This is a genomic window from Methylobacterium sp. WL7 (assembly GCF_008040085.1).
Lineage (GTDB): Bacteria > Pseudomonadota > Alphaproteobacteria > Rhizobiales > Beijerinckiaceae > Methylobacterium > Methylobacterium mesophilicum.
This window is the reverse complement of sequence record NZ_VRVG01000001.1, coordinates 103,889-121,683: the sequence shown is the minus strand read 5'-3', so window position 1 is coordinate 121,683 and position 17,795 is coordinate 103,889. Positions and strand designations below refer to the sequence as shown.

Sequence of the window (17,795 nt, the reverse complement as noted above, 5' to 3'; positions counted from 1 at the left end):
CCCACCTGCCCCGCCGAGCCTCCCCGAGCGGCTCAACGAGGTGCCGGGGACCTGGGACCTGTCGCGCGATGGCACAAACCGCCGCTGCGTCATGACCCTGCGGAGCGAGAACGGCGAGTCCGGCCAGAGGATCAGCTTCCCGGCCGGGTGCCGGCGCGCCCTGCCGGTCGTGAACGGCGTCGCCGGCTGGTTGTTCAGCGACCGGGGCGTGCGCCTGGTCGACCGGAACGTCCGCCCGATCCTCGAATTCGTCCGGCGTCCGGACCAGCGCAGCCTCGTCGCCAAGCCGGACGGCGGCGAGACCTACAGCCTGGTGCCCCTCGACATCGCGGCGATGCGCCCGCCCGCTCCCCCCGCCATCGCGGGGATCGAGGCGGCGCCCGCGACGAACGCTCCGCTGCAGACGGCGCCGTCGGTGCCCGCCGAACTGCAGCGCACCACGGCCGCGACCGCCACGGCGGCGCCGGGGCCCGCGCCGGGCACCTACGCCCTCGACCGATTCCAGGAGCGCGACACCTGCCGGATCACCCTCGACGGGGCCGGCGGCGGCGTCCACGTGGTCCCGGGCTGCCACGATGGCGGGCTCGAAGTGTTCGATCCTGTCCGCTGGCGCTACGCCAACGGCCGCATGACGCTCACCGCCAAGCGCGGCCACACCATCGACCTGGTGCCGAGCGGCGACGGTCGGTGGCGGCGCGAGCCCGAGGTCGGCACGACCTTCGTGCTGCGCCGGGTCGATTGATTATCGCGATCCGCGCCCGTCCTGGACCGGGAGCATCCGCTCCAGCAGGCCGTCCCGGCGGATCACGAGGTGCCAGGCCGTTCCGGCGATGTGCAGCAGCACCAGGGCGTAGACGAACCATTGCCCGACGAGGTGGATCGACTCGGCGATCTTCTGCGCGCCGTCGTCCTTGGTCAGGCCCGGGATGGTGAACAGCCAGAAATATGGCGTGGACCGTCCCGAGAGCGCGCTCAGCAGGTAGCCGCTGATCGGCATGATCAGGAAGATGGCGTAGAGCAGCCAATGGTTGACCCGGCCGATCAGCGTCAGCAGCCGCGGCACCAGGGGATCCGGCGGTGCCGGCCGGATCATGCGCCAGACGATCCGCAGGACCACGATCGCCAGGATCGTCAGCCCGACCGACTTGTGCAGCACGAACAGGCTGCCCTTGGCGGGGTCCGGCGGCAGGCTCACCGCCACCCAGGCGAGGGGCAGGACCGCCAGCGCCAGAGCCGCCGTGACCCAGTGCAGCGCCTGCGACACCGGATGGTGGCGCGGCAGGCCGGACGCCGTGACGTAGGTGGCGGGAAGCGGCGTGCCCGCCTTCCGGTCCGCCTTCCTGCCGGCCGAGATGGTTGAACCTGCCATGATCCCTCGCGGATGGGCCTCGTCCACCGCGGGCTTGAACGGGAAGGCGCCGTCAGCCGACGCCGGGCCCGATCACGGTTTGGAACGATGCCAGGCTGACGGTGTAGAACCGCTCCGGATCCTCTGCAAACGTGGGACGTTCCCGCGTCAGGCCGCCGCGCCGGCGTCGATCGCCCGCGCCACGTCCAGCAGCGCGGCCAATTCCACCGCGGCCGTGGCGAGGCGGGCGGCCACGGTCGCGTCGGTGATCTGTCCGTCCGCCATGTCCTCGGGGCCGGCATAGACCGAGGTCGGCGCGACGTGGGCCGCGAAGAAGCCGAACAGCGGGCGCAGGCCGTGCTCGACCACAAGGGCGTGACGCAGGCCGCCGCCCGTGGCGGTGAGCACCACCGGCATGCCCGCCATCCGCGCCGGATCGACGAAGTCGAACACGTGCTTGAACAGCCCGGCATAGCCGCCCTGGTAGACCGGCGTCCCGACGATCAGCGCGTCCGCCCCCTCGATCGCCGCGATCAGGTGGGCCGCCGGCAGCGGCAGGTCCGCGCGCAGGGACGCCCCGATGCCCGGGCCGGCATCGACCAGATCGAAGACCGTCAGCTCGATCCGGCGCAGCCGCCCGAGCTCGGCGCCGACCGCCGTCACGAGATCGCGGGTCCGCGACGGTCGTTTGGCACTTCCGGAGAAGGCGACGACACGGGGAAGGCTCGGCTTGACGCTCACGACTCGACGCTCACCTGGACATGTTCTTTCAGACGCCGCGCGCCCGGAGGCGGGACACGCGCAAATCCCGAGCCCGCCGAGCGCCCGGCGACGCATCTTTCGAAGGCGCGCCCGCATCTCGCGGTCCGGCCGCACGGTAACGCATTCCGGCCGCGGATGAAGCCTCGATGCCGCGGCCGGATCGATTGGACGCGCGACGCGCCGGCCAACGTCTCACCCCCGCAACCGCCAGACGTGGCTCTGCTTGATCTCGGCGTCTTCGAGGGCGCGGGAGACCGGCACCGCGTAGGTCGCCAGGCATTCCAGGCGCACGCGCGGCAGGTAGGTGCGCCCCGGGTCGCCGATCAGCACCGTCACTCCGCCCGCCTGCAGGTCGATGAGCCAGGCGGTCACCGCCTGGGCGAGGTCGCGCTCGTAGAACACGTCGGCGGCGAGCACGAGGTCGGCCTCCGGTCGGGTCCCGAGGAGGTCGGCCGAGACCGGGTCGATCCGGCCGGCCACGCCGTTGGCGGCCGCGTTGATGCCGATCGCCGCCACGGCGAACGGGTCGAGGTCGCTGGCGACGACGTGCCGCGCGCCCGCGCGGGCGGCGGCGATCGCCACCAGGCCGGAGCCGGAGGCGAAGTCCACGGCCCGGCGTCCGCGGGCCACCTCGGGATGGTCGAGGATGTAGCGGGCGAGCGCCTGCCCGCCCGCCCAGGCGAAGGCCCAGAACGGCGGCGGCAGCCCGATCGCCTGCAACTCGTCCTCGGTCTTCTGCCAGAGCTCGGTCGCCTCGTCGGCGACGTGGAGGCGGATCTCGGGCGCGTAGGGCACCGCCAGCAGCCGCGTGTTGGCCTGGATGAAGCCCTGCGGATCGTCTGGGGCGCGCATGATCAGGCGTCCAGCAGGTCGCGCCAGACGGCGCAGACCCGATCGGTGACGGCGGCCTCGGTGAAGCCGCCCGCCTCGATCCGCGCCCGCGCCGCCGCGCCGAACGTCGCGACCTCGGCCGGATCGTTGCACAGCCGGACCAGCGCGTCGGCGAGCGCCGGGGCGTCGCCGGGGGGCACCAGCAGGCCCTCGATGCCGTCGCGCACGAGGCTGCGGCAGCCCGGGACATCCGTGGTGACGAGCGCCCGGCCGCAGGCGCCGGCTTCGAGCAGGGTCCGCGGAAGCCCCTCCCCGCCCCGGGACGGCAGGCACGCGACATGGTGGCCGGCCCAGATTGCGGCGACGTCCTCGGTCGGGCCGTGCCAGGCGACGCCGTCGCGGCTCCAGTCCCGCAACGTCGCCGCGTCGATCGAGCGGCGGTTCGACGGATCGGGCGCCCCGTACAGGGCGAGCTCCACGGCCGCGCCCCGGGACCGGGCCAGGCGGGTCGCCTCCACGGCCACGTCGACGCCCTTGGACCACAGCATGCGCGACACCACGGCGACCTTCAGGGGCGGTGCCGGCGGCATCGGCTGCGGCGCGAACGCGGCGAGGGCGACGCCGGCGCCGCCGACCACCGTCACGGACCGCTCGGACGGGTCGAGGCCGAGCGCCAGCGCGTCGTCCGGGTTCTCGAACAGGAAGCGGGTCCGCGCCGAGGCCAGCGGGCCCCGGATCAGCGCCTTCAGCCCGAGCCGGGCGACGCGCCCGATCCGGTCCGCCCGGGCGCCGACGAGGCCGAGGCCCGTCAGCGCGTAGACCCGCGCCGGGATCCCGGCCATGGCGGCCGCGGTGCCGCCCACCAGGATGCTGCGCAGGGCGATGCAGTGGACGATGTCGGCGTCGAGCGCCTTCAGGATCCCGGCGAGCTGCCCGGCCGCGTAGCCGGCCGCCATCGGGTTGAGGCTCGCCCGCTCGGCCTCCAGCGGCACGACACGGGCGCCCGTCGCCTCGATGGCGGCGCGGTGCGCCCGCACCCGGGTGACGACGGCGACCGACAGGCCCATGCCGATCGCGGCGCGCGCCATCGGCAGGAAGTGGGAGGCGAAGAACCAATCCTCGGTGACCACGAAGACCAGGCTTCGCTTGGGATTGGGGAGGGGGTCGCGGGCGGGTTCGAAGTCCATCCGCTCCGTCTAGCACGGCCCGCGGCGTCGGCCTGCGGCGGATGCGCAGGCCCGGAACGGCACGCCTGCGCCGCCGGTTGACCGTGGCCTTCTCGCCGGGCGTCATCCCGGCGGCGTATCCGGGAGGGGCGGCCATGGCGGACACCGAGACGGACCAGACCGGCGCAACCCTGCGCGCGGCGGCCCAGGAAGCCGGCCTCGTCTACGTCGACGACGGCCTGCCGGGCCTGACCCGCAAGCGCAGCGGCACCGGTTTCCGCTACCTCGACGCGAAGGGCGCGCCGGTGCGCGACAAGCGGATCCTCGCCCGCATCCGCGCCCTGGCGATCCCCCCGGCCTACACCGATGTCTGGATCTGTCCGCGCGGCAACGGTCACATCCAGGCCACCGGCCGGGACGCGAAGGGGCGCAAGCAGTACCGCTACCACGCCGATTTCCGGCAGGCCCGCGAGGAGAACAAGTTCTCGCGCATCATGGCCTTCGCGGACGCCCTGCCGGGCATCCGCCGGCGGGTCGATGCCGACATGAAGCGTCCGGGCCTGTGCCGCGAGAAGGTGCTCGGCACGGTGGTCCACCTGCTCGAGACCACGCTGATCCGGGTCGGCAACGACGATTACGCCCGAACCAACAAGAGCTACGGCCTGACGACCCTGCGCGATCCGCATGTCCGGATCGCGGGGGCCGAGCTGTCGTTCCGGTTCAAGGGCAAGAGCGGCAAGATCTGGGACGTCTCGCTGAAGGACCGGCGCGTCGCCCGGATCGTGAAAGCCTGCCAGGACCTGCCCGGGCAGGAGCTGTTCCAGTATATCGACGGCGAGGGTGTGCAGCGCGACGTGACCTCGTCGGACGTGAACGCGTACCTGCGCGAGATCACGGGCGAGGATTTCACCGCCAAGGATTTCCGGACCTGGGCCGGGACGGTCCTGGCGGCCCTGGCCCTGCGCGAGTTCGAGAGCTTCGACAGCGAGGCGGGAGCCAAGCGCAACGTCCGCGCGGCCATCGAGAGCGTCGCCGGGCGCCTGGGCAACACGCCGACGATCTGCCGGAAGTGCTACATCCACCCCCAGGTCCTCGATTGCTACCTCGAAGGCGACCTGCTGATCCAGGTGCAGGATGCGGTCGAGACCGAGTTGAGCGGGGACCTCGGCAAGCTCCGTTCCGAGGAGGCGGCGGTGCTCGGCCTTCTGCAGGCCCGGCTCGCCGCGTCGCGGGGCGACGCCGAGGCGGGCAAGAAGGTCAAGCCCGGCGCGGCTCCGGCCCGTAAGCGGAGCAAGACGAGAGGGACGGCAGCCCGGGCCAAGGCAGCAGCCCCCGTCAAGAAAACCACCGGGCGGTCCCGCACCGCCACGCACGCCGGTGCCACGTAATCTGGAACGTCAGGGGAAGGTGATCCGGGACCCAGCACGGACAGCGCCGCGTAGCGGCACGATCGAGAACAACGCGGACGCAGCGCGTCGTTTCATGCTGGGTCCCGGGTCGCGTTCCGCTGACGCGGCATGCGCTCGGGGAAGGGTACGCGGGTCCGACGCGTCGTAGGGGGGGCAGCCCCCGCGTGGGGCTGCCCGGGATCCCGGTCAATGCCGGGACTGGTTGCCGCCGGACCCGCCGCGGCGGTTCGGGTCGCTGTCGACCACCGGGGCCAGGCCGAGCTGGCGCGCCAGCGAGACGAGATCCTTGAGCCGTCCGGTCTGCGTCTTCCGGCGCAGGTTGAGCCGGTGCGTCTCCACGGTCCGCACGCTGAGCGCGAGGCGGCGGGCGACCTCCTTGTTGCTGAAGCCCGAGCTGAGGAAGCGCAGCACCTCCGCCTCGCGCGGCGTGAGCCCGAGGCTGTCGCCCTGCTCTGCCGGCATCACGGCCTGCTGCTCCGGGGGAACGAGACACTCCGATCCCTCGGCCAGGGCGAGCAGGGCGGCGCCCAGCTCCCGCGGCGACTTCGACCGGGCCACGAAGGCGTCGGCACCCGCCGCCAGCAGCGCCCGGAGATCGTCGGCAGTGAGCGCCCCGAAGGCCACGAGGGTGCGCAGGTTCGGCTGCCGCTCCTTCAGGCCGACCAGACGCGCGATCCCATCCGCCAGCCGGATCTCGTCGAGGAAGATCAGCGCGACCGCGGATCCGGCATCGGCCCGGTCCAAGTCTTCTTCGCCGATCGTGTGAAACTCCGGCATATGCTCCAGAGTGGCGCGAACAGTCGCGCTCAGGTCCTGCGGTTCATCCAGGATCAGGACGCCAACGGCCGTACTCATGACCTCGCACCTTTCGTCTCCCGGCGATACAAAGGGGCCGGGATCGGATGCGTAGTTCCAAGATCCATTCCACGAGTTTGGGGCGAATATTAAGCTTTATATTCGCGGATTCGGGCGATTCCTGTCTTCGTGCTCCGAATTGGTGTGCCAATATGGGTTGCCGTCTTTAACCATGCCGCGGCGATGCGTGCCAGACTGGGGCGGCTTGGCCGTGTCAGCTTGCGACGGCCAAGGTGGCCTCGCCCTGGTACGGCACGACGCGGTTACGCCCGCCGCTCTTGGCCGCGTAGAGCGCGAGGTCGGCCCGCTTGAGCAGGGTGGTGACGTCGTCGCCCTCGACCCAGGTGCTGACGCCGAAGCTGCTGGTGAAGTTGATCGCATGCCGGCTGCCACGGATACGCAGTGCCTGCACGGCCTCGCGCAGACGCTCGGCCCGGGCGGTCGCCTCGTCCAGGCTGCACCCCGGCAGGACGATGCCGAACTCCTCGCCGCCCAGGCGGCCGCCGATGCCGGCGCCGGCGATCAACTCGGCCATGGCCTTGATGGCGACGTCGCCGACGTCGTGGCCGTGCTCGTCGTTGATCCGCTTGAAATGGTCGATGTCGGCCAGGATCGCCGAGATCCGGGCCGGGCGCCCGCCCTGCTCGGCGGCGATGCGCGCCCGGTCGAAGAAGGCCCGCCGGTTGTAGACCCCGGTGAGCGGATCGGTCTCGGCGAGGCGGATCAGCTCTTCCTGCATGGTGATCATGCGCTCGGCCGCGCGCAGCCGGGCGTTCAGCTCCTCGGCGCTCGGCGGCTTCTCGATGAAGTCGTCGGCGCCGCTGTCGAGGGCCTCGGCCAGGCTGCGGACGTTGCGGGCGGACGACATGGTGATGACGTGCAGCGGCCTGCGCTCCTCGGCGAGCAGCCGTGCGGACCAGCAGAGTTCGAGGCCGCAGAGCGGCCGGACCTCGACGCTGGTGATCAGGACCCGGACCGACGGGGTGGCGGCGAGGTGTCGCAGCGCCAGTTCCGAATCCGTGAACGCGTGCACCTCATGTCCGCGCGGCTCGATCAGGGAGGCGATGATCTGGAGGACGACACGGCTCGAATCGACGACGACGATCTGCATGGCATCACCCGGACCCGATCTCCGGTGTCTACAGGGTAAGACTTAACTTGGACCGAACAGAGAGGGCGAATTCCAGCATGAGTGCCGTCTTCACCACGCCCGACTTGCGCTACATCGCGGTCCGGGGTCGCTTGTGGCGGCGCGCCAACCCGCACCTGCCGGAGGCGCATCGCGCGGCGCTGGTGGCCGGGCTGATGGATGCGCGCCGGGCGGTGAAGGCGGCCAAGCGGGCCGAGCGCGAGGGCGAACCCGACGCCGCCGCCGCGCTGGCCGCGGCCCGGGCCGCGGTCGACGAAGCGAAGACCGGACTGGGCGAGCGAGGCCCGGTCTGGTGGCGCGACGACGCCCCCGACCTGAACCGCCACCTCGTCCGGAACACGCCCTACGCCGACTGGTTCGCCGCGCTCAGCGCCGGGGAACCTGAACCGAGATGATCTGCGCGCCGGCCGCGCGGCGCGTTGCGGGTACGGTGGCGTTGATGACCGTGAGGGTCGGCGGAAGGGCCGGCGCGGCCGCGATGCCGGTGACGGTCGGGACCCCGTAGGTCCCGTAGCTCCACGGCGCAGGCACGATCTGACTCGGCCGCGGCACCCGGGTCAGGGGCGCGCCGATATAGGTTCCGCGCACGAACGGACCGGCGAAGCCGTCCTGGCCAGACCCATAGGGGTAGATGCCCTGCGCGGAGGCCGGTGCCGCCACGAGAATGGTGAGGAGCGTGACGGCTGTCCGGGTGATCATGGGGGCGGCTCCAGGACTCTGCGCTGCACTGACTCGACGCTTCGACGACTCGGCGCTTCAGGAACGATCCGGGAAAACCGACACCATCACCCGCCGTTCCGGGCCGCCACCCCGGCAGAGTGCGTAAACGAAGCGCGCGATCTCAGCGGCAGGTGGTGATCCGGCGGACCACCCAGCCCTCGCCCTCGATCCAGAGGCGCCGCCGGGCCCGGCTGCAGGTCGCGTCATCCTCGCGCTCGATGGCGGCGACGGGGTGGACCTGCTGCGGGCTGGCCTCGGCGACCTTGGTCTCGGTGCCGGCCGGGGCGGCCTCGGCCTGCGACACGGCGGAGAAGAGCAGGAGGGCGCTGGCCGCGCCGAAAGCGGTCGATCGGATATTCATGGTGGAGCAGTGCCCTGCGGCCGAGTTTGCGGATTCGTCAGTGGAATGCGCGGCACGCCAATTCGGTTTCATCGATGCCGCGCCTTCCAGGTCGGCGTCGGGCGGGAGGGTGTGCTGCGGCACGGCGCCGGTGGGGCGCCGAGACGTCTCGGGCGCTTAGACTTCGCGGCCGGCGCGTATTAGGAGGAACGGCCCGGACGCGACGGCTCCCGTGGACCCCTGAACCAGCGGGCGAGCCGGTCCACGAGCGAAGGTCCATGAGCAAGCCCAAGCCCCCGACCAACGTGCTCCTGACGCCCGAGAAGCGCGCCGAGGACGTGGACCAGACGATCCGGCCGCTGAGCCTGTCCGAATTCATCGGGCAGAAGGCTGCGCGCGCCAACATGCAGATCTTCATCGAGGCGGCAAAGATGACCGGCCAGGCCCTCGATCACGTGCTGTTCGTCGGGCCGCCCGGGCTGGGCAAGACCACGCTGGCCCAGATCGTGGCCCGTGAACTCGGCGTGAACTTCCGCTCGACCTCGGGCCCGGTCATCGCCAAGGCCGGCGACCTCGCGGCGCAGCTGACCAACCTCGAAGAGCGCGACGTGCTCTTCATCGACGAGATCCACCGGCTCAACCCGGCCGTGGAGGAGATCCTCTACCCGGCCATGGAGGATTACCAACTCGACCTGATCATCGGCGAGGGGCCGGCGGCGCGCTCGGTGAAGATCGAGCTACCGAAGTTCACGCTCGTCGGCGCGACCACCCGGGCGGGTCTGCTGACGACGCCTCTGCGCGACCGGTTCGGCATCCCGATCCGGCTCGAATTCTACGAGATCGACGAGCTCGAGAAGATCGTCGCCCGCGGCGCCCGGGTGCTCGGGCTCGGCATGTCGCCGGAGGGCGCCAACGAGATCGCCCGGCGGGCCCGGGGTACGCCCCGCATCGCCGGCCGGCTGCTGCGGCGGGTCCGTGACTTCGCAATCGTGGCCGAGGCCGAGACGGTGACGCGTGCCATCGCCGACCGGGCGCTGAAGCTGCTCGACGTCGATTCGGTCGGCCTCGACGTGATGGACCGTAAGTACCTGACGCTGATCGCCACCTCGTTCGGCGGCGGCCCGGTGGGGATCGAGACGATCGGGGCGGCCCTGTCCGAGCCGCGGGACGCGATTGAGGACATCATCGAGCCCTACCTGATCCAGCGCGGCTTCGTGCAGCGCACGCCCCGGGGCCGGGTGCTGACCAAGCACGCGTTCCGGCACATGGGCTTCGCCGAGCCGCGACGCCAGCAGGACGGTCTGTTTGACGACGGCGACGCGGCCTGAGCCGAATCCCCGTACCGTCCATGCGGTCGGGACGGGGCTGGTTCACGCCGCGTTCATGGGTTGCCCCCTGCGTCGGCTCGGTCGATGTCCCCGGACCTGTGCGCCGCACCATGGCCAAGCGCCTCAACCGGTGAGTGTTTCTCCCCGGGCGGGCGGACAATATTGCCAAGCTTTTGCGTAATCCCGCCCCCCTTCGGCTCACGCAAACGCGATCCCGCCGGCGGAACAGCCACACAACGCGGCAGTTGTGATGCCGACCGCGCCAGTCTGCGTGGCGCCGGCAGGATCGCGGGACTGTGGCTCTTGTCACTGTATCCCGACGGATCCTTGAGCCATCAATAAGAACACCAGGGACTTCCTTCTTCCATGAAGACACTCACGCTCGCCGTCCTCGGCCTTTCCGCTGCCGCGCTCTCGACCCCGGTGCTGGCGCAGGACGCGCTTCCGATCCGCATCCTGCCCTTCGCCAACCAGCAGGGCGTCGGCGCCGCCGCGACCGAGACCCCCGCCTTCCGCGCCGAGGCGCTGCGCTCGGACGCCGCCAGCATCGAGGCAAGCCGCATCGCCCTCGAGCGTTCGCGCAACCCGCGCGTCCGGAACTACGCCAACCGCGTGCTGGTCGAGCGCAAGGCCACCACCGAGGCTCTCCTGCCGCCAAACACCTCGCTGTCGCGCAACGGCACGGTCGTTTCTGACAACCAGGGCATCAAGACCGACCTGAGCAACCCGGTCGGCTTCGTTCTGGCGCCGGTGACCATCGCGGCGAACCTCGGCACCAGCATCGTCGGCGGCGCGCTCGGCGCGGTCGGCATCGTCGACAACAGCCCGACCGAGCCGGGTCGTCGCGTCGCCCTCGGCGAGCGCGGGCAGGCCCGCCTGTCCCAGCTGCAGTCGGCTCGGAACGCTCGGTCCTTCGACCGCGCCTACATCGATCAGCAGGCCCGGTCCGACGCTCAGACCCTGGCGCTCTATGACGCCTACGCCAAGTCGGGCGACAGCGCCCAGGGCCGCCGCTTCGCCAGCGAGGCGCTGCCCTACATCGCCGACGAGCACGCCCACTCGGCGAGCCTGGCCGCCCGCATCGGCGGCTGATCGTTCAGTCCAGACCTGACCACGCGAGGGCCGCCCCAGGGCGGCCCTCGTCGTGTCGGAGGGGTATCGGGTTCATCCCCCAACACCCGGCGCGAGGCGTGGCGGCTGCTTCCCCCGCGGCCGCAACATGCCGTAGACGATTTTCGATGAGCGCACAGACCTCCCCCACCGGCGCGCCGACGGATGACGCCCCCCATCGCCTGGGCGTGCGCGTCTACTACGAGGACACCGACTTCTCGGGCTTCGTCTATCACGCCAGCTACCTGCGCTTCCTGGAGCGCGGCCGGACCGAGCTGCTCCGGGGTCTGGCGGGCGATCAATCCGATCTGCACCGGGAGGCCCGCGGCCTCGTCTTCGTGGTCCGGCGGATGGCGCTCGACTTCATCCGCCCCGCCCGCATGGACGACCAGCTCACCATCGTGACCCGGACCCGGCAATTGCGCGGCGCCTCGATGCAGCTCGCCCAGGAGGTGCGGCGCGGCGACGATCTGCTGGTCGCCGCCGACGTCACGGTCGCCTGCGTGCGCGACGGCCGCGCCATCCGGCTGCCGGAGGCCCTGCGCCGGCTGCTCGCCCCGTCCGGAGAAGCCTGACGCGTCCGGTCAGGCGACCCGCGTCGGGTCGGCGTCGCGCAGCAGCTTGGCGAAGGCGTTGACGATGGTCATCGCGTCGTACTCGACCGAGACCAGCTGGAAGCCCATCGCGACCATCTCCCGGGCCCGCAGGGGCGACGGCGAGAAGGCGCAGGGCAATTTGCCGGCAGCCCGGGTCTTGCGCACGATCTCGCCGAGGGCGGCCGTGACCGCTGCGCCGGCCGGGTCGATGGCCTTTCCCTTGGACAGGGCGATCGACAGGTCGGCCGGGCCGACCAGGATGCCGTCGATGCCCGGCAGGGCCAGGATCGGCTCCAGCGCGTCGATCGCCTCCGCGGTCTCGCACATGGCGATGGTCAGCGCCCGGGCGTTGGCGCCGGCGAGAAACTCGGTCGCGTCGCTCTGGCCCGACATCCACATGGCGCGATCCGGCCCCCAGCTCCGCTGGCCGACCGGCGGATATTTGGTGGCGGCCGCCAGCGCCTGCGCGTCCGCCACGCTGTTGATCATCGGCGCGACGATGCCCGCGGCGCCGGCATCCAGCATCCGCGACGCCATGGCGAAGTCGCCGACCGGGATCCGCACCAGGCTCGGCTTGCCGGCCAGCGCCACCTCGATGATCGCCGCACAACAGGAGTGGTAATCGTGCGCGCCGTGCTGCTGGTCGAGGAGCACGGCGTCGAAGCCGGAGCGCGCCAGGGCTCCGGCGATGGTCGGGTCGGCGATGCAGGACCAGCCGAGGAATCGGGCCGGCTCGGCGGGCAGCAGGCCGTGGAGGCTCGGAACGGGCAGGGTCATGACACGTCCTGGACTGAGGCTCGCGGCGACGGGTTCGCCGTAGGGATGAGAATAACGGGCCCGGTTTCGCGAGGTCCAGTCTCGGCCGGGCGCCACGCGACCCATACCGCGGCCGATGTCCTGGAATGCCCTAGGATCGCCCCGATCGAAACCGATCCTTAACCCTGTCGCGCCCTTAACGAAGTCGGTGCGATGCCGCCCGATTACGGGGTGAAGACGGCCCTTACTTTCGACAGATTCGCGGACGATAGCATTGATATCGCTCACGGATCCGGCGGACGCGGGCCTCGCCCGGCGCATCGCGATCCGGAGCAGGAGACCTCGACGGATGAACCCAGCCGACGCGATGCAGGCCGCGCCTGTCGCCGACATGACGCTGCTCGGGCTGTTCCTGCAGGCCCACTTCGTTGTGAAGATCGTGATGGTGGGGCTGCTCGGCGCTTCGATCTGGTGCTGGACGATCATCGTCGACAAGACGCTGCTGTTCCGGCGCACCAAGGCCGAGATGGACGCGTTCGAGGACGCGTTCTGGTCCGGCCGCTCCCTGGAGGAGCTGTTCCGCTCGTTCAACGACCGCCCGGCCACCGGGCTGGCGGCGGTGTTCGTGGCCGCCATGCGCGAGTGGAAGCGCTCGTTCGAGGGCTCGGGCCGTCAGGTGCAGTCCCTGTCCCAGCGCATCGAGAAGCAGCTCGACGTCACCATCCAGCGCGAGGTCGAGCGGCTCGAATCGCGCCTGCTGTTCCTGGCCTCGATCGGCTCGGCCGGCCCGTATATCGGCCTGTTCGGTACCGTCTGGGGCATCATGACCGCGTTCACCTCGATCGCGGCCTCCAAGAACACCTCGCTGGCCGTCGTCGCCCCCGGCATCGCCGAGGCGCTGTTCGCCACCGCGATCGGCCTGTTCGCCGCGATCCCGGCGGTGCTCGCCTACAACAAGCTCCAGGCCGAGGTCTCGAAGTCGCAATCGCGGCTGGAGGGTTTCGCCGACGAGTTCTCCGCGATCCTTTCGCGCCAGATCGACGAGCGCCTCTCGCTCGCCGCCTGACCGGGCCGATCCAGGAGATTGATCCATGAGCATGGCGGCGGGCGCATCCCACGGCGGCAAGCGGCGGCGGCGCAGGGGCCGGCGCGGCGGGCCGATCAACGAGATCAATATGACGCCGTTCATCGACGTCGTCCTGGTGCTGCTGATCATCTTCATGGTCGCGGCGCCGATGATGACGGTGGGCGTGCCCCTCGATCTGCCCCAATCGAAGGCCTCGCCGCTCAATTCCGACGTGAAGCCGGTGACGATCTCGATCCGGCAGACCGGCCAGGTCTTCCTCGGTGAGGACGAGCTGACCGACGACACGATCATCCCGAAGCTGCTCGAGACCGCCAAGACCGGCACCGAGGAGCGTGTGTTCGTTCGCGGCGACAAGCGGGTCGATTACGGCCGCGTCGCCCAGGTGATGGCGATCGTGACCGGCGGCGGCTTCAAGAAGGTCGCCCTCGTGACCGAGCCAGAGCATCAGTAGGGTCCGGACCGTGGAGTTCCACTTCGACCGCAAGGAACCGGGTGTCTGGATCTCCGCCGGCACCCACGTGGCGCTGCTGGCCTTCGCGCTGTTCAGCGTGGCGGCCCCGGCCCTGCCCGAGACGCAGGAGGGCGTGCCCGTCGAGGTGATCACCGAGAACCAGTTCTCCGAGATCACCAAGGGCGAGCGGCAGGCCGACAAGCCGATGCCGAACGCCCAGCCGCGGGCCGACCGCCAGGCCGAGAAGGTCGAGGATCGCGAGCCCGAGAACGCCAAGACCGACGCGCCGACCGCGCCCAAGCGCACGGCCGAGATGAAGCTCGCCAACGCGGACGAGATGCCCCTGCGCGCCGAGCCGGATCCGCAGGAGGTGGCGAAAGCCGCCAAGGCCGCCGAGGAGAAGCGCGAGGCCGAGAAGTCTGCCGCCAAGGCGGCTGAGAAGGCCGCGGAGAAAGCCGCGGAGAAGGCTGCGGCCGACAAGGCCGCCGCCGCCGAGAAGGCCGCGGCGGCCAAGGCCGAGGCGAAGGCGGCCGCCAAGGCCGAGGCCGAGAAGCGCGAGCAGCTCGACAAGCTGATCGAGCGGCAGGAGGCGGAAGCCGCGGCTGCAGCCGCGAAGGCCGCCGCCGCGAAGGCGGAGGCCAAGGCCAAGGCGGATGCCGCCAAGGCCGAGGCCGCCCGGGAAGCCGCCCGGAAGGCTGCCGAGGCAGAGGCCGAGCGCCAGAAGGAGATGGCCGAGGCCAAGGCCGCGCACGAGAAGGCGGAAGCCGCCGCCAAGGCCGAGGCCGCCGCCAAGGCGAAATCCAAGGCGATGGCGGACGCGAAGGCCAAGGCCGACGGCGAGGCCAAGGCGCGCAAGCAGGCCGAGCTCGCCGACAAGTTCAACGCCGGCGACATCCGCTCGGTGCTGGCCTCGAAGGCGCCGTCGCAATCGACCGGCGCGACCGGCCATACGGTGCAGAAGGTCGCGGCCCTGGGCGCCGCGACCGGCACCGCGCAGCGCCTGTCGCCATCCCTGCGCGACGCGCTGGTCGGCCTGCTGCAGCAGCAGATCGAGCGCTGCTACTCCGCGCCTCCGGGCGCCGCCCAGGGGGTGGTGCTGCCGGTGCTCGACATCCGGCTGAACCCGAACGGCTCGCTCAGCACCGAGCCGCGGATCATGCGGGGCGGTTCCAGCGGGGTGGACCAGTCGATCGCGCAGGCCGCGCTCCGGGCGGTGCGCCGCTGTGCGCCGTATAACATTCCGGCCACCTACGCGCCGTACTACAACGACTGGAAGGCCATCAACGCGGAGTTCGAATTCACGGCGACCTGATATCGCCACCCGCGCCGCCTGCCGTCACCCGCCTCCCCGTCTGATCGCCACTTCGGATCCGACCCATGCACAGCACTTCCTCCGCCGGGCGCCTTCCGGCGCCCTCAGCCGCGCGCCTGATCGCGCCCATCGTCGCGTTTCTCGCGCTGCTGACGGTCGCCGTCGGCTTCGCGGCCCCGGCCCAGGCGCAGCTGCAGCTGCGTATCGGCGGCGGCAACTTCCAGCCCTTGCCGATCGCCATCGCGGATTTCGGCGGCGACCCGAGCCTCGGCGGCCTCGTCTCCGGCGTGGTGACCAACAACCTGCGCCGCTCGGGCTACTTCACGCCCCTCGACCACGCCCGATTCCCCGAGCAGCCGAATTTCGACGCCGCACCGAACTTCGAGAAATGGCGCGCCACCGGCGTGCAGGGTCTCGTGACGGGCCGCGTCTCGCGGGACGCCTCGGGCAAGCTCAAGGTCGAGTTCCGTCTCTGGGACGTAACCTCGGGCCAGCAGATGACCGGCCAGCAATACGGCACCGACACCGCCAACGCCCGGCGCACCGGCCACCTGATCTCGGACGCGGTCTACACCAAGATCACCGGCCTCGGCCCCTGGTTCGACAGCCGCATCGCCTTCGTGGACGAGAGCGGCCCCAAGGAGAACCGGCGCAAGCGCCTGATGGTGATGGACCAGGACGGCGCCAACGTCCGGGCGATCACCAGCGGCGAGACCTCGATCGTCGCGCCGCGCTACTCGCCGGCCACGCAGGACATCGCGTTCATGTCCCAGGCCACCGGGCACCAGCCGCGCGTCCAGGTGATCAACCTGGAGACCGGCGCCCGCCAGGCGCTCGGGAACGTCGATTCGATGAGCGCCAGCCCGCGCTTCTCGCCGGACGGCCGTCGCCTGGTGATGAGCGTGCAGCAGGGCGGGAACGCCGACATCGTGACGATGGACATCGCCACGAAGGCCCAGCGCTCGGTCACCAACGGCATGGCGATCGACACCTCGCCGACCTACGCCCCGGACGGTTCGCAGATCGCGTTCGAATCGGATCGCGGCGGCTCGCAGCAGGTCTACGTGATGGGCGCGGACGGCTCGAACCCACACCGCATCACCTTCGGGGCGGGCTCGGCCTCGCAGCCGGCGTGGTCGCCCCGCGGCGACCTGATCGCCTATACCCGCCAGCGCAACGGCGGCTTCGCCATCTGCGTGTCGAAGCCCGACGGCACCGGCGAGCGCGTCCTGACCGAGGGCTACCACAACGAGGGGCCGACCTTCGCGCCGAACGGCCAGTACGTGCTGTTCTTCCGCGACCCGGGCGGCCAGGGCGGCGGCAAGCTGTTCATGGTCGACATCACCGGCAAGGTCGAGCAGCCGATCCCGACGCCGTCCTACGCCTCCGACCCGACCTGGTCGCCACTGCTGGCCGGGCGCTGAGGCGTTTGGGACTATGGAGCCCGGCTACCAGTCGGGCTCCGACCGTTTAGCGTCGGCATCTTCGGGCGCCGGTGGCTTGCCGATCGTATCGGCCAGATCGCGCAGGGCGCGCGGGAGGGCTCTGAGCGCAGGGTCGTCGAACGGCAATCGGGGCAGCCGCGTCCGAATCAAAGACGCGACGAGATCGGCCTGCGCGGCATCGCGCGTTCGTTTCAGCGGATCGCGGTCGCCCCTGGTTGAGAGCCATGCCTTGTGGAGCGCGAAGGCGCGCGGGTCGATTACCCACATCTGCACCGGATAGCCCCTTGCATCGATCGCCGTGACGGCGGTCTTCGGGCTGTTGACCAACCACGCGAGCCCCTCGATCTCGACCGCCTGCAATTCATCCGAGGCCGATCCGATGCGATTGCGAACCGGAGGCCGTATCGGATCCTTCCCGGCCGGCATGATCAGATCGACCAAGTAACCGTCTCGGTTGACGGCGCGGAAGCCAGGATTTCCGATGACCGTAAACGAGCGATCGACCTTTCGCAGTTCGGCCAGCAATCCGCCTGCCACCGCCTCCGGCGCAACGAGGCGCAGGCTTTTTCGGGCGTCGTACAGCAGATCGATGTCGCCCGTCGCGAGTTGCGGGCCTGCAATCTGAACGCCTGCGAGGCGTTCATAGGCGTATAGGGCGTTGGTACCGACGACCCCGACGACGGGACCGTAGAGCCGCGTCTCAGTCAGGCGGCGCAGGACACGGGCCGCGATGATGGGCATTCTCCCGAGTCGGAGCGCGCGGTTGACCGGGGCCATCGCGTCCATGCGGGCGGAGAGGTTTGCGATTCGATCCTGCAGATCCGCGCGGCCTTCATGGTAGCCGCGGTGGATTTCCTCCGTGCCGGACGAGCGGGCACCGAGAGATTTCCAGACGCCCTGTCGCTTCCGATACAGGTACGTATGCGAGCCCACCGTCTTCCAAGCCATTGAACCCACATAGCGGTGATCGAGCTCGGTGCGGGCCGCAACGTAGGCCCCGAAGACCTGCTCCGTGTCGATCGTCTGTCGGGCTTGATCGCCATTCAAGTCGGTGAACAGCATGGCTCGATTCCAAGCCCTTTTCGACGGGCTTGGTTTGATAGCACATGTCACGTCCGGCGCAAGATGT

General features: G+C 70.7%; 20 protein-coding genes. 10 read left to right on the top strand and 10 right to left on the bottom strand.

Annotated features, from left to right (window positions below; genetic code table 11):
• Positions 1–742 (top strand): AprI/Inh family metalloprotease inhibitor (locus FV233_RS00615; RefSeq protein WP_246689879.1); only part of this gene is annotated, 742 nt, incomplete at its 5' end.
• On the opposite strand, the gene FV233_RS00610 is transcribed toward FV233_RS00615, so the two are convergent.
• The 4 genes from FV233_RS00610 to FV233_RS00595 all read right to left on the bottom strand — a co-directional run bounded on the left by FV233_RS00610 (position 743) and on the right by FV233_RS00595 (position 4,128).
• Positions 743–1,369 (bottom strand): cytochrome b, encoded by a 627-nt coding sequence (locus FV233_RS00610; protein ID WP_147896325.1) that lies wholly within the window; start codon positions 1,367–1,369, stop codon positions 743–745.
• A gap of 147 nt (positions 1,370–1,516) precedes the next feature.
• Positions 1,517–2,089: an NAD(P)H-dependent oxidoreductase gene (locus FV233_RS00605; RefSeq protein WP_238262530.1), complete on the bottom strand. Its 573-nt coding sequence runs from the start codon at positions 2,087–2,089 to the stop codon at positions 1,517–1,519.
• Positions 2,090–2,302: 213 nt separating this feature from the next.
• Positions 2,303–2,962, bottom strand: a complete 660-nt coding sequence (locus FV233_RS00600) for a 50S ribosomal protein L11 methyltransferase (RefSeq protein WP_147896324.1) — start codon at positions 2,960–2,962, stop codon at positions 2,303–2,305.
• Positions 2,963–2,964: 2 nt separating this feature from the next.
• A complete protein-coding gene (locus tag FV233_RS00595; protein ID WP_147896323.1) occupies positions 2,965–4,128 on the bottom strand; it encodes a glycosyltransferase family 4 protein in 1,164 nt (387 codons plus the stop codon).
• 134 nt (positions 4,129–4,262) lie between these two features.
• On the opposite strand from FV233_RS00595, the gene FV233_RS00590 reads away from it, so the two are divergent.
• Positions 4,263–5,495 carry a DNA topoisomerase IB gene (locus FV233_RS00590; protein WP_147896322.1) on the top strand — a complete coding sequence of 411 codons (1,233 nt, stop codon included), beginning with the start codon at positions 4,263–4,265 and terminating at the stop codon, positions 5,493–5,495.
• Between the two features lie 207 nt (positions 5,496–5,702).
• Here the strand turns inward: FV233_RS00590 and FV233_RS00585 are convergent, their stop codons facing one another.
• Both FV233_RS00585 and FV233_RS00580 read right to left on the bottom strand, forming a co-directional pair.
• Positions 5,703–6,371, bottom strand: a complete 669-nt coding sequence (locus FV233_RS00585; protein WP_147854175.1) for a response regulator transcription factor — start codon at positions 6,369–6,371, stop codon at positions 5,703–5,705.
• Positions 6,372–6,585: 214 nt separating this feature from the next.
• Positions 6,586–7,482 (bottom strand): diguanylate cyclase, encoded by an 897-nt coding sequence (locus tag FV233_RS00580; protein WP_147896321.1) that lies wholly within the window; start codon positions 7,480–7,482, stop codon positions 6,586–6,588.
• Between the two features lie 77 nt (positions 7,483–7,559).
• Here FV233_RS00580 and FV233_RS00575 point away from each other — a divergent pair, with 77 nt between their 5' ends.
• Positions 7,560–7,916 carry a hypothetical protein gene (locus tag FV233_RS00575; protein WP_147896320.1) on the top strand — a complete coding sequence of 119 codons (357 nt, stop codon included), beginning with the start codon at positions 7,560–7,562 and terminating at the stop codon, positions 7,914–7,916.
• Here the strand turns inward: FV233_RS00575 and FV233_RS00570 are convergent.
• Positions 7,888–8,220, bottom strand: coding sequence for a hypothetical protein (locus FV233_RS00570; protein WP_147896319.1), 333 nt, complete (start codon positions 8,218–8,220; stop codon positions 7,888–7,890). The genes FV233_RS00575 and FV233_RS00570 overlap by 29 nt on opposite strands.
• Before the next feature lie 142 nt (positions 8,221–8,362).
• A complete protein-coding gene (locus FV233_RS00565) occupies positions 8,363–8,602 on the bottom strand; it encodes a hypothetical protein (protein WP_147896318.1) in 240 nt (79 codons plus the stop codon).
• Positions 8,603–8,859: 257 nt separating this feature from the next.
• Here FV233_RS00565 and ruvB point away from each other — a divergent pair, with 257 nt between their 5' ends.
• From ruvB to ybgC, 3 genes are all read left to right on the top strand, one after another.
• Positions 8,860–9,909, top strand: coding sequence for a Holliday junction branch migration DNA helicase RuvB (gene ruvB / locus FV233_RS00560; protein WP_147854170.1), 1,050 nt, complete (start codon positions 8,860–8,862; stop codon positions 9,907–9,909).
• A 366-nt stretch (positions 9,910–10,275) separates the two neighbouring features.
• The gene (locus FV233_RS00555; protein ID WP_147896317.1) at positions 10,276–11,001 is read left to right on the top strand and encodes a DUF4142 domain-containing protein; all 726 of its coding nucleotides are present in this window, start codon (positions 10,276–10,278) and stop codon (positions 10,999–11,001) included.
• Positions 11,002–11,147: 146 nt separating this feature from the next.
• Positions 11,148–11,594, top strand: coding sequence for a tol-pal system-associated acyl-CoA thioesterase (gene ybgC, locus FV233_RS00550; RefSeq protein ID WP_147854683.1), 447 nt, complete (start codon positions 11,148–11,150; stop codon positions 11,592–11,594).
• 9 nt (positions 11,595–11,603) lie between these two features.
• Here ybgC and FV233_RS00545 read toward each other — a convergent pair whose 3' ends face one another.
• Positions 11,604–12,392, bottom strand: coding sequence for an aldolase/citrate lyase family protein (locus FV233_RS00545; protein ID WP_147896316.1), 789 nt, complete (start codon positions 12,390–12,392; stop codon positions 11,604–11,606).
• Between the two features lie 328 nt (positions 12,393–12,720).
• On the opposite strand from FV233_RS00545, the gene tolQ reads away from it, so the two are divergent.
• The 4 genes from tolQ to tolB all read left to right on the top strand — a co-directional run bounded on the left by tolQ (position 12,721) and on the right by tolB (position 16,645).
• Positions 12,721–13,437, top strand: coding sequence for a protein TolQ (gene tolQ, locus FV233_RS00540; RefSeq protein ID WP_147854681.1), 717 nt, complete (start codon positions 12,721–12,723; stop codon positions 13,435–13,437).
• Between the two features lie 25 nt (positions 13,438–13,462).
• Positions 13,463–13,909: an ExbD/TolR family protein gene (locus tag FV233_RS00535; RefSeq protein WP_147854680.1), complete on the top strand. Its 447-nt coding sequence runs from the start codon at positions 13,463–13,465 to the stop codon at positions 13,907–13,909.
• Positions 13,910–13,919: 10 nt separating this feature from the next.
• Positions 13,920–15,221, top strand: coding sequence for a cell envelope integrity protein TolA (gene tolA / locus FV233_RS00530; RefSeq protein ID WP_147896315.1), 1,302 nt, complete (start codon positions 13,920–13,922; stop codon positions 15,219–15,221).
• 65 nt (positions 15,222–15,286) lie between these two features.
• The gene (gene tolB, locus FV233_RS00525; protein ID WP_147896314.1) at positions 15,287–16,645 is read left to right on the top strand and encodes a Tol-Pal system beta propeller repeat protein TolB; all 1,359 of its coding nucleotides are present in this window, start codon (positions 15,287–15,289) and stop codon (positions 16,643–16,645) included.
• A gap of 24 nt (positions 16,646–16,669) precedes the next feature.
• Here tolB and FV233_RS00520 read toward each other — a convergent pair whose 3' ends face one another.
• Complete coding sequence (locus tag FV233_RS00520; RefSeq protein WP_147896313.1) at positions 16,670–17,728, bottom strand: nucleotidyltransferase domain-containing protein; 1,059 nt, start codon at positions 17,726–17,728, stop codon at positions 16,670–16,672.
• Positions 17,729–17,795 lie beyond the last annotated feature (67 nt).